The following is a 14,660-nucleotide window of genomic DNA, read 5'->3' on the forward strand; positions in this document are numbered from 1 at the left end:
CCCAGGGAGTGGAAAAGCCAGCGTGTTTTCTCGGGATCGGGTCTCCGTGGGCGCCGTGCGGCGCGCCACCGCCGCCGATGCTGCAGCCATCGCGGGACTTTTCCCCAGCTTCCCGCCCCTCGCCTCGACAAGCGATACGCGCGCGATCTTCCTGATCGACGGCGAGAGCGCGCCGCTCGGGGTCGTCCTGCTGGAGCAGCAGGCGGATCATCTTTTCGTCGCCGCTTTGGACAGGGCGTCCGGTGGCGAACAGGCCGATGTGGCCCGCGCGCTGATCGGTTTTGCGGAGCTAACGGCGCGTGCGATCGGCCTGCGCCAGGTACGCCTCGCCGCCGGACTCGTCCCGCCCGACTTCGCCGTTGCACTCGGCTATCGCGATGGCGTGAAGCGGATCAGCATCGGCAAGCTCGCCCGGATGATCGATCATCTCGAGGCGGTGGGTGTGCCGCTGTGGCGCGACGGTGCCGCGCCCTTCGATCTCACGCTCTACTATCGCGGTGTCTGGGCGGCGATGGCCTTGCTGCTCGGCTTCGGCAGCATCACGCTCGCCGTCTTCGGCTCCGGCGACGTGACGCTGCTGCATGTGCTGGGCCCCGCCCTGCTCTGCCTGGGCGCCTCGATCTTTGCCATCGTGCAGGTCTGTCTCATCGCGATCGCCGCGCGGCGGAGAGCCACCGCTTTGATCGCGATGGCCACGTTCGTTGCCGCCGCCGTATCGATCGCCGGCATCAGCGGGCTCTTCTATGACCGGGCGGTGCCCTCGATCTCCGAACTGTGGGCGATCTACACGGGAGACGAAGCGCTCGACACGCTCTCCGTCTCCCTGAGCCCTGACGGCGCGACGCTCAGGGTGGAGGGCGCCTATGGCACCGGTAGCGCCGAGGCCGTGCGGCGTGCCCTGGACAAGAATTCGTCGATCCGCCGCGTCGTCCTGGCCGGTCCCGGCGGACGCATCGGCACCGCCTTCGAGATCAACCGCATGATCCGTAATCGCAAGCTGGCGACGCGCGTCGACACCGCCTGCGCGTCGGCCTGCACCATCGCCTTCCTGGGCGGCAACGACCGTTCGATCGCGCCGACCGGACGGCTGGGCTTCCACCAGGGCAGCTTTCCCGGCATGGGCCCGAACGACATGTACGAAAGCAACCGCGACATGCGGCGCTTCCTGGTCGCAAGCGGCGTCACGCCGGAATTCGCGCAGCGCGTGATCGATACGCCCCCCGACGAGATCTGGACGCCATCGACGCAGGAGCTGCTGGCCGGCCGCGTCGTTCAACGCGTAAATCGCTGACGGTACCAACGCACACTACCCAGAAACGACTCTCACTTCTGCCCACAGCACTGTCTGATTGTCGTCGGGATCCTTACCTGTGTTATCCACGGTAATGATCTGCAAACTTGTCCCTGGCGCTAGTGTTCGCATCACCGGGCTTCTTACTCTTTGTCCCGGAATTCCATCGGCCCGCAAGTATTTGAACGACAATGTCTTCAGTGTTTTGCCTGCCAGGGAAGGCACTCTTTGTCCAACAACGGTCGACGCAGCGCTTCCGCCTTCGACAAATCCGAACGTCCCCACCGCAGATGAGGCAATCCATTTCCCATCCGCTTCTTTGCCTAAGTAGAACCAGCCAGTTTCACCGCTAACAGCCGGCTGGCTTGACGGAGCCTTTCCGAATGAATTTTCTGGCGTGATGTTCGAATTCGGCGCTACGAGAGATGTGGGCGACAAACTCCCAATCAGCGTTGGAATAGGTGCATCTGGCTTATTCAGGTAGCGAGTAAGATTTCCACGCAGATCGCCCGGTCCCAGTTCTATATCGATAATGAACCGAAGGTTCGCACGAGTCTTCTCTACGTCTCCCGGAACATTAGAGGCTTTTATGAGGTCTAATGCAGTCTCAAGGAGCTTGGCATCCTTATTGGCGGAGGCTTTGTAATACTCCACGCCCATATTGGCCGCCCATCCGACCAAACCTCCAATCACGGCCAACGTCAATGGTGTTGACCATACGGTGGATTTTCTCTTTTCGTCGTTAAGTTTTTCGGCGGAAATTCTCAGCTCTTCCGCTTTCAGCGCGAGCTCTTGCTGCTTAATCTCCTCGGCCGACATCGACATGATCCATGCTCCAGCTAAGGCATCGCGAACCATACCATGGTAAATTGTAAGACAAAAACAAATTCTATTAATAGTTTCAGCCGCATATTCAGGCTGAAGCCATGATCCCTCGCGGCCTTTCCTACGACGACGCCATGAAGCAGTTCCGCTGGCCCAAGCCGGAGCGCTTCAACATCGGCCGCGCCGTCTGCGAGCGCCATGCGCCCGATACGCTGGCGATGATCGTCGAGAATGCCGACGGCTCGGTGCGCAACTGGACCTTCGGCCAGCTCCTCGCCGCCAGCTCGCGTCTGGCCAATGCGCTGGTCGCGCGCGGCATCGAAAAGGGCGACCGGGTCGCGGTGTTCCTGAGCCAGGGCGCCGAGCTGACGCTCTGCCATCTCGCCGGCTATCGCATGGGCGCGGTCGTGCTACCGCTCTTCACCCTGTTCGGCGAGGAGGCGATCGAATACCGGCTGTCCAACGCCGAGGCGTCGGCCGTGATCACCGACATGAGCCAACTGCCCAAGCTGCTGGCCGTGCGCGATCGGCTGCCGCATCTCAAGACGGTGATCGTGATCGGCGCCGGCGCGCACGGCAGCGCTTTCCTCGACTGGGACCGCCTGCTGGGTGCCGCCTCCGACCGCTTCACCACGGTCGACACCGCGGCCGAGGATCCCGCGCTGCTGATCTACACCTCGGGCACGACGGGACAGCCCAAGGGCGCGCTGCACGCCCATCGCATGATGCTGGGCTGCATCCCCGCCGTGGAGCAGTGGCTCGGCCACTGGCCGCGCGGCAACGAGGTGATGTGGACGCCGGCCGAATGGGCCTGGATCGCCGGCCTCTACGATGCGCTGTTCCCCGCCTGGTACTACGGCACGCCGGTGCTGGCCCATCGCTTCGCCAAGTTCGATCCCGAGCGCGCCTTCGCCATGCTGGCCAAGCACCGTGTCGGCGTGAGCTTCATCCCGCCGACCGCGCTCAAGATGATGCGCCAGGTCCACAAGCCGCAGGACCGCTGGACCTACGACATCCGCGCCATCTCCACCGGCGGCGAGGCCATGGGCGAGGAGCTGCTGAGCTGGGGCCGCGACACGTTCGGCACGACCATCTCGGAAGGCTATGGCCAGACCGAGATGAACCTGATGCTGCTGAACTCACCCGACTGGTTCGAGGTCCGTCCCGGCTCCTGCGGCCGCGCTTGCCCCGGCCGCAAGGTCGCGGTGGTCGACGGCGAGGGCAACCTCCTGCCGCCCGGCAAGGAAGGCCAGATCGCAGGCTGGCGGCACGATCCCATCGTCATGCTGGAATACTGGCGCGCGCCTGAGGCCACGGCGCGCAAATATGCCGGCGACTGGCTGCTGACCGGCGACATCGGCACCATCGACGCGGACGGCTACGTCTTCTTCAAGAGCCGCGACGACGACGTCATCACCTCGGGCGGCTATCGCATCGGGCCCGGCGAGATCGAGGAATGCCTGATGAAGCACCCGGCTGTGGCGATGGTCGGAGTCGTGGGCGTGCCCGACCGGATGCGCACCGAGATCGTGAAGGCCTTCGTCCAGCTGCGGCCCGAGATCGCGCCCACCGACTCGCTCAAGGCCGACCTGGCGGGCTTCGTGAAGACGCGCCTCGCCGCACATGAATATCCGCGCGAGGTCGAATTCGTGCCGGAACTGCCGCTCACGACGACGGGCAAGATCCTTCGCCGGGAGCTCCGGCGCCTCGACGCAGAGCGTAAGGGAACGGCCGGTCGGCGTTAGGTCAGGAAGGTCTGGACGCTTTCGGAGAGGCCGTTCAGGAGCGTCACGAGGCCGATCAGGGCTGCCGGCCACCAGGAGGTCAACCGGTTGGCGGGAATCGTGGAAAACATGCGGTACCTGTGCCGAAAAATGAAGTTCGTAATATAGATTAACTATACCACTTACTTCATTGATTTTCAATACTATTACCAACACACCTAAAGTGCTGGCTTAGCTTGCCGCTGCCGACAGGTTGAACTGCAACTCCGCCAGTCGGGCATAGAGCCCGCCGCGGCGGACCAGATCCGCATGGTTTCCGACATCGACCACCCGCCCCTGGTCGACCACCAGGATGCGGTCGGCCTTCTGAACCGTCGCCAGCCGATGGGCGATCACCAAGGTGGTGCGCTTGTGCATCAACCGGTCGAGGGCCTGCTGCACCGCCAGCTCGCTCTCGGCATCGAGGGCGCTGGTCGCCTCGTCGAGCAACAGCACGCCGGGATCGCAGAGCAGCGCCCGGGCGATCGCAACGCGCTGGCGCTGGCCGCCCGACAGGCGCACGCCGCGCGCGCCAAGATCGGTCGCGAAGCCCTGCGGCAGCGCCTCGATGAAGCCCAGCGCCGAGGCGGCCTCGGCGGCGGCGCGCACCTCGGCATCGCTGGCGTCGGGCCGGCCATAGCGGATGTTGTCGGCCACCGAGGTGCTGAACAGGGTCGGATCCTGCGGCACGATGGCCAGCGACCGCCGCAGGTCGCCCAGGGCCAGCTGTTTGATGTCGATGCCGTCGAGACGGATCGTGCCCTTCTCCGGATCGTAGAAGCGCAGCAGCAGGTTGAAGGCCGTCGTCTTGCCGGCACCCGAGGGGCCGACGATCGCCACCGTCTCGCCGGGCACGACGGTCAGGTCGAAGCGATCGAGCGCCAGCGAATCGGTTCGCGTCGGGTAGCGGAACGAGACGTTCTCGAAGGACACGGCGCCGCGCACCGGCTTGGGCAGCGGCGTCGGATTCGCCGGCTCGACGATCGAGGGCGGCTCGGCCCGCAGTTCCGCCAGCCGTTCGGCAGCGCCGGAGGCTCGCTGCAGGTCGCCGATCGTCTCGCTGATCGCGCCGCCCGAGCTGGCGACGAGGACCGCATAGAACACGAAGGCCGAGAGGTCGCCGGCGCTGATGCGGCCGGTCAGCACGTCGTGGCCGCCCATCCACAGCAGGAAGCCGACGGCCGAGAAGACGATGAAGATGACCAAAGTGGTCATGATCGCCCGCCGCGACACCCGGCGCGTGGCCGCATCGAAGGCGCGCTCCGTCGCCTCGCCGAAGCGCTGCGCCGCGCGGTCTTCCTGGGCGAAGGCCTGGACCGTGCGCACGCCGTCCAGCGTCTCCCCGCCTTCCGACACCATCTCGCCCATGCGCGCCTGCGCCTCGCGCGACAGCGCCTTCACCTGGCGGCCGAATACGATGATCGGCACGACCGTGAGCGGCACGACCGCGAGGGTCCACAGCGCGAGCTTGGGGTTGGTGATGACCAGCATCACGACGCCGCCGAGGCACATCAGCGTGTTGCGCAGCGCCACCGAGGCCGAGGAGCCGATCACCTGCTCGATGAGCTGGGCGTCGGCCGAGATGCGGCTCATGACGTCGCCGGAGCGCTTGACCTCGAACCAGGCCGGCCCCAGTCGCACGACATGGGCAAAGAGGTCGCGGCGCAGATCGCCCACCACCCGCTCGCCCAGCCAGGAGACCAAATAGAAGCGCGCGCCCGAGGCGATCGCCAGCACGACGGCCACCGCCAGCAGCGAGGCCAGCGCATAGTTCAGGACATCCGGCCGCCCCTGGGCGAAGCCGCGGTCGATCAGGGCGCGCAGGCAGGCGCCGAAGGCCAGCACGGTGCCTGCAGCCACCAGCAGCGAGAAAAGCGCCAGGATCGCACGGCCGCGATAGGGCCTGAGATAGGGCCCCAGCAGGGCCAAGCCGCCGAACCGCTTCATGGCGCCTGCCAGTCCACGGCGACACCCAGCTCATCGGCCAGAACCGCCAGCAGGTCGCCGCCGCCCCTCGTGTCCCGCCACTGTCCGGCCTCGGCGTCGAACGCATAGTGCCGCGCGCCGCTCTTGGGCGAACTCAGCCAGATCTGCTTGGTGGGTGCATGTTTGTTGACGATCCAGGTCCCCTCGTCCCCTTCGACCGTCAGGATGCCCCCCTGCAGTTCGGCATCGACCTGGTCGCCCAGCACCTCCTCGAGGGTTGCGAGCAGGCTGTCGGCGAGGGTCTCGTAGGCTGAATCGCTCATGGCTCGGCCGGTCTACAAGTCAGCGCGGGGCCGGACAACCCGGATTTCCGGCACGCCGGGATCGCCGCTCGCGACAAGACTTCGCCAAACCGCAGGCCCGCCATCCCGGCATCGCCTCGCTGCCCTCATCAGAGGTCGGCCGCCTTCAGGATAGAAACCCAATCTTGCCGCCCACCCAGCAAACGCAGGATTGCGACGTGATCTTCGGCGACCGTGTAAACGATCAGGTGGCTTTCATGGACATGAATGCGTACCGGCGGCGTGAACTCGCTTCGTTCCCGCGCCAGCGTCGGCATCGCCGCGATTGCGTCGAACAGCCGCGCCAAGTCGTCGATATAGAGATCCGCTTGCGCGACCGACCATGTTTCCGCCGAATACCGCCAGATATCGTCGAGATCGGCACGAGCGCGCGGCGTGAGTCGGTATCGTTGCGCGTCACCGGATGACATGCTTCTCCCGCATGCGCAACTTGAACACAGCCGCATCGAAAGGCTGCGGTTCCCCGCTTTCGACGCCTTCGGTGAAGGCGGCCTGCAAGGCCGCAATCGCTTCCTTCCGCGCCTGGTCCTTGCGGATCAGGTCGCGAATATAGTCGCTTGCATTGCCGTAGAGGCCACTTTCGGCCTGACGCTCTACCCAAGCCTTCATCGGTTCAGGGAGCGAGACGTTCATCGTCGCCATAACTGTCTCCTTCTCTTGTTAGCTTACCAGAGCTTGACGATCTTTGACAAAAGATATGGCAATTATTGTCATATTTTAGCGTCGATCGACCTCCCGGGACCTTGAGGATCGAGAGCAGGCAACCCGCTTGTCGCCGCGGCCCGGGGACTGTATATCCGCGCCCTTGTTGCGCCGGCCGGTCGGAAATCGGCCCTGAAGCGCTGGAGAGAGAATCATGAAAGAGAAGATCCACCCCGACTACCACACCATCACCGTGGTGATGACCGACGGCTCGTCCTTCGAAACCAAGTCGACCTGGGGCAAGGAAGGCGCCAGCCTGCGCCTCGACATCGATCCCAAGACGCATCCGGCCTGGACCGGTGTGCGCCAGAGCATCGATCGCGGCGGCCGCGTGCAGCGCTTCAAGAACCGCTTCGGCATGATCGGCGACGCCGGTGTCGGTGCCGGCGCCAAGGCTGCTCCGGCGAAGCCGGCCGCCGAAAAGACCGAAGCGAAGAAGTAGCACCCGCTCCTTATTTCGACTTCTGTTAAACTACGGCCGCGATACCCATCGGGAGGCGGCGTAGTGAAATCCGTTAGAGTTGTTTGTGCTCACGATTGTCCCGACATGTGCTCGCTCATCGCACATGTCGACAACGGCAAGGTCGTGCGCATCCAGGGTGACCCCGACCAGCCGTACACGGCCGGTTTCGCCTGCGGCAAGGTCAACCGCGACAGCGACCTGGTGAACTCCCCCGAGCGCATCGCCACGCCGCTGCGCCGCACCGGGCCGAAGGGTTCGGGCCAGTTCAAGTCCATCACCTGGGACCAGGCGCTCGACGAGATCGCCGGCCAGTGGAAGTCGATCATCGAGGAGAGCGGTCCCCAGGCCATCCTGGGCTACGCCTACTCCGCCCATCAGGGCCTGATGAACCGCGGCCTTGTGGGTGGGCTGTTCCACGCGCTCGGCACCTCGCGGCTGCAGGCCGGCACGGTCTGCGACACGTGCTGCGAGACGGCGTGGGAGATGACGGTCGGCCCGGTGGGCGGCGCCGACCCTGAATCGGTCGTGCACTCCGACATGGTGATCTCGTGGGGCGCCGACCTCGCGGCCACCAATGTTCACTTCTGGGCACTGGCCGAAGCCCAGCGCAAGAAGACCGGCATGCCGATCGTCGTGATCGACCCGCGCCGCACCCGTAGCGCCAAGGCGGCCGACCTCTACCTGCCGATCCGGATCGGCACCGATGCCGCCCTCGCGCTCGGCGTCATGCACATCCTGGTGCGCGACGGCCTCGCCAACCGCGACTACATCGCCCGCCTCACGCTGGGCTTCGACAAGGTCGAGCGCGACGTGCTGCCGAAGTTCACGCCGGCCCGCACCGCCGAGATCACCGGTCTCGCCGTCGCCGACATCGAGAAGCTCGCTTCGATGTACGGCAAGGCCAAGGCCGCGCTCATCCGCCTCGGCGAAGGCATGACCCGCCTCACCCACGGCGGACAGGCGCTGCGCACCGTGGCGCTCCTGCCCGGTGTCACCGGACATTATGGCGTGAAGGGCGGCGGCGCGCTGCTGCTCACGGCTGCCTCGTGCGATCTCAACTATGCGGCGATACGCAAGCCGTCCGGCCCGGCGACGGCGCGCATGGTGAACCATCTGCGCCTCGGCGAAGAGCTCCTCAACATGAAGGATCCGCCGATCCGCGCGCTGTTCGTGGCCGCCAACAACCCGGTCGTGACCTGCCCCGAAGTGCACAAGGTCCAGAAGGGCCTGATGCGCGAGGACCTGTTCACGGTCGTGCATGACCCGTTCATGACCGACACCGCGCGCTACGCCGATATCGTGCTGCCGGCCGCGAATTACCTCGAGACCGACGATCTCTACCGCGCCTATGGCGCCTACTGGATGCAGTGGGGCCAGAAGGCCGTCGAGCCGGCGGGCGAAGCGCGCTCCAACTTCCATGTCGCACAGGCGCTGGCGCAGCGCATGGGCGTCACCGACAGGATCTTCAGCCTGACGCCGCGCGAAGCGGCCGAGGAGTTCTTCAAGGGCTCGACCGGCCCGGCCTCGAAGGTCGACCGCAACGAACTGTTCGCCGGCGTGCCGATGAACATCAAGCACGACTGGGACGGCCAGCCTTTCAAGACACCATCGGGCAAGCTCGAATTCTACTCCGAGCAGCTCGCCAGGCAGGGCCTGCCGCCGCTGCCGGACTGGGAACCCGATCCGGTCGAGGCCGAGGAAGCCGCGAAGTGGCCGCTGCGTTTGCTGACCGCGCCTGGCTACTTCCAGGCCCACACCGCCTTCTCGGGCGTCGGCTTCCTGCGCGAGCGCGAGGGCAAGCCCTTCTGCATCCTGCATCCCGAGGATGCCGCCAAGCGCGGCCTCAAGGACGGCGACCGGGTGCGCCTATTCAACGACCGTGGCGAAATCGGCCTGATGCTGAAGGTCGCCGACGAGGTCCAGCCCGGCGTGCTTCTGGTCCCCGGCCAGCGGCCGGTCGGCGAAGCCGTATCCGGCACGATCAACATGCTCTGCTCGGACCGCTACACCGACATGGGCGAAGGCGCGACCTACCAGAGCACCTGGCTCGACGTGGCGCCATGGAAGGAAGCGGCGGCGGCCTGAAGAAGGATTAAAGGTCCCTCGCTGCGCTCGGGATGACAACGTTGTTGGAATTTGCGCAGTGCGCCGATCCAAAAATAGCTGTCATCCCGAGCGCAGCGAGGGACCCTTCCCTTTATTCACAAAATGAAGCGGTGCTGCGTGCGCTCGCGCTTCGTGAGCTTCGGCAGCGCCTGCCCCACGATCAGCGCCTTGAAGTGCGGCGTCTCCTGGTGGGAGGCGAACCCCGCCTCGTCGTGGAACACCTCGTAGAAGAAGAACTTCTCGGGCTCCGCGATCGAACGATGGATCTGGAAGGCATGTACCCAGGGCTCGCGCTGGGCCTGCGGCAGGTATTCGCGAACGATCGCGGCGACGGCGTCGGCCTCGGAGGGCTTGGCCTCCCAGAACGCCGTGACGATGAGCCCGTCCTTCAGGGAATGTAGATCGACCATGTGATTCTCCCGTGGTTGCTGACGGGAAGGTTCTAGGTCGGCAAACCGCGCCGTCGTTTCGGCCAGGGTCGAAGCGACTACTTCACCATTTCCTGCGCGGCGACCCGGATACGGCCGGTGCGGCGCGCCTTCTCGAGCGCGTTGTGATCCTCGTCGGTCTGCCTGGCATAGGCCATCGCGAACTTGCCGATCGCTTCATCCAGCGCGTCGCTGTTGCCGCAATAACCGGAGATCATCGCCGGGTCGCCCGACTTGGCATGGGCCAGTGCCAGCGCCCAGCCGCACAGGCCGCAATACTCGATGAAACCGTCGATGCCGCTCGAGTCGCTCTCGTTGAACTTGACGCTGCCCTTCATGTCGGCGAGCTGGCGGATATAGAAATCCGCGCCGTCGCCATGGCCCCAGCCGAGGAAGATATCGGGCGAGCCCTGCGCCAGGCGCTGGCCGACGACGACGCGCCTTCCCTGATTCTCGAACCTGAGCTTGTTATCGACATAGGGTGCGAGGACCGAAGCCTGCGCCTGCTTCACCTGCAGGAACAGGGGATCGTCCGAGTCGATGCCCTGCAGCAGGATGACCCAGCAGCCGGTGCCGACACTGCCGACGCCCACGACCTTGCGCGCGGAATCGACGATGCGATAGCGCGACAGCAGCAGGCGCCGGTCGATCGGCAGCGATTCGATATAGGCCTGGAGCATGATATCGAGCGCTTCGTTGGCCGGCGTGCCCGCCGCCGTATGGGTCTCGCGCACGATGAGCGGCACCTCCTCGATGATGCGATGCTCGCCGTCGACCTGCTCGGTCAGCTTCTCCAGTACGGCGACATGGCCTTTGGCGCGGGCCTTGTCCATCAACCGCTCGGCGCCGCGCCGCGCCCGCGGCGACAGCGTGTCGAGCACGGCCCGCTCGTCGATCCGGTCGTACCAGATCTCCAGGTATCCCATGTCGGCGTAGCGCCGCATGCGCTTGCGGTAGGAGCGCACGATCGCCTGCGCGGCTTCTTCCGCCGCCACCTTGTCGCCGCCCATGAAGCGCACAGCGACCGTGGCGCTGGCGGCAAGGCGCTTCAGGTCCCATTCCCATGGGCCGGGATGGACCTCGTCGAAATCGTTGATGGCGAAGATCAGGTTGCGCTCGGCCGAGGCGAAGACACCGAAGTTCGAGACGTGCATGTCGCCACAGGCGCCGACGCCCATGCCGGTGGTCGGTGTCGTCGACAGGTCCGCCGCCATCACCGCCGCCGAGCCGCGCAGGAAGGCGAAGGGCGAGGCAAGCATGCGCGCAAAGCGCACCGGCACCAGCTTCTGCACCCGGCTGGCGTTCTGTTCCTCGAGGATGGCGACGGGGTCGGGCCGGTCCGCGGCTTTCTCGAACTGGGCATGCGACGTGCGCGGCACCTGCGTGCGCAACGCCTTGCCGGCCTGCATGCGCTCCTCGACCGATGGCCTTTGCGCGACGAAGCTTTCGCGAAGCGTCATGTTGTCGATCGCGGTGTTCATGCGCTCGAAGGTCCGGTCGATGTTCGACTGTAACTTCACCACCGCCATGGGTCGCTCCCGCTCTAGCCACTCAACGTCGCGCTGCCTCTTTCATATCACTGTAACGTCCGGCGAGCACCGCCATCCGCGCGCCCGCGACAGCCGCCATGAGGGCGATCGACACGAAACTCGCCGGCACCCAGAAGGCCGCATTGGCGATGCCTTCGGTCGTCAGTCCACGCGTGAACCCCGACAGGGTGGCCACGATGCCGGCCGCGCCGGCGCCGAGCGCAAAGCCGGTCTGCTGCACCGTCGCGATCGCGGAAGCAGCGAGATCGCCCTCGCCCGCCTTGGCGCCACCCATCAGCCGCTGGACCCCGAAGCCCCAGCAGGTACCCATGCCCAGGCCGACCAGGGCGATCAACGCCGGCAGGACGACCACGGGGTGCGCCGACATCAGCAACGCCACACCCGCAAGACCCATTGCCATCGCCAGCGGCCCGAGCGCCAGCGAGCGGCCGGCGGCCCGGGACGACCAGCCTGAAACGACGAGCGAGGCGACGGTCCAGCCCATCGAGGCGCCGGCCACGGTGTAGCCCGCCATCAGCGGATCGAAACCGTGCAGGGTTCGCAGGAAGATCGGCACGAAGATCGAGAGCGGACTGTAGGCGGCCGAGACCAGCAGCGCGAACCACATGGCCACGCCGGTGATGCTTCCCACCGAGAAGGAATCGCTCGGGAAGAGCGGCGCGCCGGAGCGGCGATCGAGCAGGATCATCGTCACGAGCAGTGCAACCGCCGTCAGGAAGAGCCCGGCCTTGGTGGCCGGCAGGGCGACGACGCTGGCCGCCGACATGGTGGCGATCGCCAGACAGATCAGCGCGATGCGCCCCACCGGGATCGCCCGCCCGGACCTCCCCGTGTCGGCCGTGGCCCGCGGCAGGACGCGCGCCGCCACGATGGCCAGCAGGGCCGCGACAACGGTCACGGCATAGAAGGACCCACGCCAGTTGCCCCAGGTGGCGAAGGCGCCCCCCACCAGCGGGCCCACCAGCGCCGCCATGCTCCAGGCGCCTGAAAGCACTGCGGCGACCCTGGGCCACATCGGCTCGGGAAATGACTTGCCGACCAGCACATAGGCCATGGCCGACAGGACTCCGCCGCCGAAGCCCTGCACGAAACGCCCGGCGACCACCGTTTCCATCGACGGCGCCCCGGCGCAGATCAGCGCGCCGATGCCGAACACGACCGCTCCGGCGCAGAAGGCCGTCCGGGCGCCGAGCTGCGCGGTGAGGCGGCCGGTGCAGCTCGCCGCGACGATCGACGAGGCGAGGAAGGCCGTGGTCGGCCAGCTCATCATCGAGGTGCCGCCCAACTCCTCGACGATGCTGGGCAACACCGTCGCGAGCATCAGCACATTCATCGAATGCAGGAGGACGCCGCCCACCAGCGCCACCAATAAAGACAACCATTCGCGCTTCAGGAGCGCCGACCAGCCGACTGTCGCAACCATGGCCGGCGACTGATCATTTTCCCGTGCCGCGGTCAAACGAAGGCCTCAAACGGCGTGTGAGTATCGGGTCCGAAAACCGCGAGCGCCTCCTGCCCGCGCGTGGAAGTATGGGCGCATGGAATTGCTCGACCGCAGGACCTACTACCGCGCCTTCCAGAGCCGCGACGCCCGCTTCGACGGACGCGTGCTGGTGGGCGTGACCTCCACCGGCATCTATTGCCGGCCGGTCTGCCCGGCCCGGACGCCGAAGTTCGAGAATTGCCGCTTCTATGTCTCGGCCGCCGCGGCGCAAGAAGCGGGCTTCCGGCCCTGCCTGCGTTGCCGGCCCGAGATCGCACCCGATCTCGCCTTCTGGCGCGGCACCGCCAACACGGTGAGCCGCGCGCTGGCACTGATCGCCGACGGCGCCCTCGACGAGGACGAGGCCGGCGTCGAGGCGCTGGCCGAGCGGCTGGGCGTCGGCGGCCGGCAGTTGCGCCGCCTGTTCCAGCACCATCTCGGCGCATCGCCGATTGCGGTGGCGCAGACGAGGCGCGTGCTGTTCGCCAAGCAGCTCCTGCACGACACGCACCTGCCGATGGCGGAAGTGGCGCTGGCCTCAGGCTTCGGCAGCGTGCGGCGCTTCAACGAGACCTTCCGCACCTTGTTCGACCGGCCACCGAGTGCGCTCCGCCGCAAGAGCGGCGCCGACACGTCGGCCCGGGATGGCGTCACCTTGAAGCTCGCCTACCGCCCGCCCTACGACTGGCCCGGCATGCTGGCGGCGCTTGCCGCCCGCGCAACGGCCGGCACTGAGTGGATCGAAAAGGATGTCTGGCATCGCTGCATCGATCTCGACGGTGAGCAGGGCAGCGTCGCGGTCGCGCACCTGCCGGACCGCAATGCCGTGGCCGTCACCATCCGCTGCCCGTCGGTCAAGGCGTTGCCCGCCATCGTCGCGCGCGTGCGTCGCGTGTTCGACCTCGGCGCCGACATCGCCACCATCGACAGCCATCTCGCACGCGATCCGAAGCTCGCGCCGCTGATCGCACGCCGTCCCGGCTTGCGCGCACCGGGCGACTGGGAGCGCGATCCCGCAGGCATTCCCGTCGACGACAAGGCACCACCAGCCTGGCGGCCCTGGCATGCCTATGCCGCAGAACATCTCAGGATGGCCCGTCATGGCTAAGAACACCGCTGGACCTTTCGAATTCAAGGTCGATCGACTCGCGACACCGGTCGGCGAGTTGCTGATCGTGGCCGATGATGAAGGTCGCCTGCGCACGATCGATTGGACGGATCACGAGGCGCGCATGCGGCAGTTGCTCGATCGTTACTACGGCAAGGGCCGCTATTCGATGTCGCCCGCGCGCGATCCCGGCGGGCTGACGAAGGCGATGCGGTCGTACTTCAAGGGCGACATCGACGTCATCGACACGCTGCCGGTCGAGACGACGGGTACGCCGTTCCAGCGAAGCATCTGGCAATCGCTGCGCAAGATCCGACGCGGCACGACGATCACCTACGGCGAGCTGGCCGCGCGCATCGACAAGCCGCGCGCGATCCGCGCCGCCGGCCTCGCCAACGGCAGCAATCCGATCAGCATCGTCGTGCCCTGCCACCGCGTGATCGGCAGCAACGGCACCCTGACCGGCTATGGCGGCGGCCTGCCGCGCAAGAAGTGGCTGTTGGAGCACGAGGGCGCGCTCCAAGCGAGTTGAAGTTCGGCGGCAACTCGCCTTATAGTCGTGCTGCAATGAACTCTCGGGAGAGGGGATCATGCGCATCTCTCATTTGCATTTGTTCGCTTGGCGAATTCAGATCCTGCTCTGACGCGGGTTA

General features: G+C 66.2%; 13 protein-coding genes and 1 pseudogene. 6 read left to right on the top strand and 8 right to left on the bottom strand.

The features are described from left to right. Positions 1-22 precede the first annotated feature (22 nt). Positions 23-1,291 carry a COG3904 family protein gene (locus tag AC1ROX_RS18715; protein WP_493127853.1) on the top strand — a complete coding sequence of 423 codons (1,269 nt, stop codon included), beginning with the start codon at positions 23-25 and terminating at the stop codon, positions 1,289-1,291. Positions 1,292-1,306: 15 nt separating this feature from the next. On the opposite strand, the gene AC1ROX_RS18720 is transcribed toward AC1ROX_RS18715, so the two are convergent. After that, entirely contained in the window at positions 1,307-2,116 is an 810-nt protein-coding gene (locus tag AC1ROX_RS18720; RefSeq protein WP_493127855.1) for a hypothetical protein, read from the bottom strand. A 101-nt stretch (positions 2,117-2,217) separates the two neighbouring features. Between AC1ROX_RS18720 and AC1ROX_RS18725 the strand changes: the two genes are divergently transcribed. Continuing rightward, on the top strand, positions 2,218-3,861 hold the full coding sequence (locus AC1ROX_RS18725; RefSeq protein ID WP_493127856.1) for an AMP-binding protein: 1,644 nt from the start codon (positions 2,218-2,220) through the stop codon (positions 3,859-3,861). A gap of 210 nt (positions 3,862-4,071) precedes the next feature. On the opposite strand, the gene AC1ROX_RS18730 is transcribed toward AC1ROX_RS18725, so the two are convergent. The 4 genes from AC1ROX_RS18730 to AC1ROX_RS18745 all read right to left on the bottom strand — a co-directional run bounded on the left by AC1ROX_RS18730 (position 4,072) and on the right by AC1ROX_RS18745 (position 6,809). Beyond that, positions 4,072-5,826, bottom strand: a complete 1,755-nt coding sequence (locus AC1ROX_RS18730; protein WP_493127858.1) for an ABC transporter transmembrane domain-containing protein — start codon at positions 5,824-5,826, stop codon at positions 4,072-4,074. After that, positions 5,823-6,128: an iron donor protein CyaY gene (gene cyaY / locus AC1ROX_RS18735; protein ID WP_493127860.1), complete on the bottom strand. Its 306-nt coding sequence runs from the start codon at positions 6,126-6,128 to the stop codon at positions 5,823-5,825. Before cyaY ends, AC1ROX_RS18730 begins: the two co-directional genes overlap by 4 nt. Positions 6,129-6,256: 128 nt before the next feature. Further along, positions 6,257-6,577, bottom strand: a complete 321-nt coding sequence (locus tag AC1ROX_RS18740; RefSeq protein WP_493127863.1) for a type II toxin-antitoxin system RelE/ParE family toxin — start codon at positions 6,575-6,577, stop codon at positions 6,257-6,259. Continuing rightward, positions 6,564-6,809 (bottom strand): type II toxin-antitoxin system ParD family antitoxin, encoded by a 246-nt coding sequence (locus AC1ROX_RS18745; RefSeq protein WP_493127864.1) that lies wholly within the window; start codon positions 6,807-6,809, stop codon positions 6,564-6,566. Before AC1ROX_RS18745 ends, AC1ROX_RS18740 begins: the two co-directional genes overlap by 14 nt. 214 nt (positions 6,810-7,023) lie before the next feature. Between AC1ROX_RS18745 and rpmE the strand changes: the two are divergent. Together rpmE and AC1ROX_RS18755 are read left to right on the top strand one after the other, a co-directional pair. Beyond that, a pseudogene (gene rpmE, locus AC1ROX_RS18750) lies at positions 7,024-7,236 on the top strand (50S ribosomal protein L31); the annotation flags it as partial. A 138-nt stretch (positions 7,237-7,374) separates the two neighbouring features. Next, positions 7,375-9,417: a molybdopterin-containing oxidoreductase family protein gene (locus tag AC1ROX_RS18755; protein WP_493127866.1), complete on the top strand. Its 2,043-nt coding sequence runs from the start codon at positions 7,375-7,377 to the stop codon at positions 9,415-9,417. 116 nt (positions 9,418-9,533) lie between these two features. Here the strand turns inward: AC1ROX_RS18755 and AC1ROX_RS18760 are convergent, their stop codons facing one another. The 3 genes from AC1ROX_RS18760 to AC1ROX_RS18770 form a co-directional block, all read right to left on the bottom strand. Further along, positions 9,534-9,848, bottom strand: coding sequence for a putative quinol monooxygenase (locus AC1ROX_RS18760; RefSeq protein WP_493127868.1), 315 nt, complete (start codon positions 9,846-9,848; stop codon positions 9,534-9,536). A 77-nt stretch (positions 9,849-9,925) separates the two neighbouring features. Continuing rightward, positions 9,926-11,395, bottom strand: a complete 1,470-nt coding sequence (locus AC1ROX_RS18765) for a DUF2252 domain-containing protein (protein WP_493127870.1) — start codon at positions 11,393-11,395, stop codon at positions 9,926-9,928. A gap of 22 nt (positions 11,396-11,417) precedes the next feature. Further along, positions 11,418-12,839 (bottom strand): MFS transporter, encoded by a 1,422-nt coding sequence (locus AC1ROX_RS18770; protein ID WP_493127872.1) that lies wholly within the window; start codon positions 12,837-12,839, stop codon positions 11,418-11,420. 115 nt (positions 12,840-12,954) lie between these two features. On the opposite strand from AC1ROX_RS18770, the gene AC1ROX_RS18775 reads away from it, so the two are divergent. Both AC1ROX_RS18775 and ogt read left to right on the top strand, forming a co-directional pair. Then, positions 12,955-14,007, top strand: a complete 1,053-nt coding sequence (locus AC1ROX_RS18775; protein WP_493127874.1) for a bifunctional transcriptional activator/DNA repair enzyme AdaA — start codon at positions 12,955-12,957, stop codon at positions 14,005-14,007. Then, positions 14,000-14,539: a methylated-DNA--[protein]-cysteine S-methyltransferase gene (gene ogt, locus AC1ROX_RS18780; protein WP_493127876.1), complete on the top strand. Its 540-nt coding sequence runs from the start codon at positions 14,000-14,002 to the stop codon at positions 14,537-14,539. The genes AC1ROX_RS18775 and ogt overlap by 8 nt, the downstream gene beginning before the upstream one ends. Positions 14,540-14,660: the final 121 nt, after the last annotated feature.

It is taken from the genome of Reyranella sp. GW821-FHT14A01 (assembly GCF_058803965.1).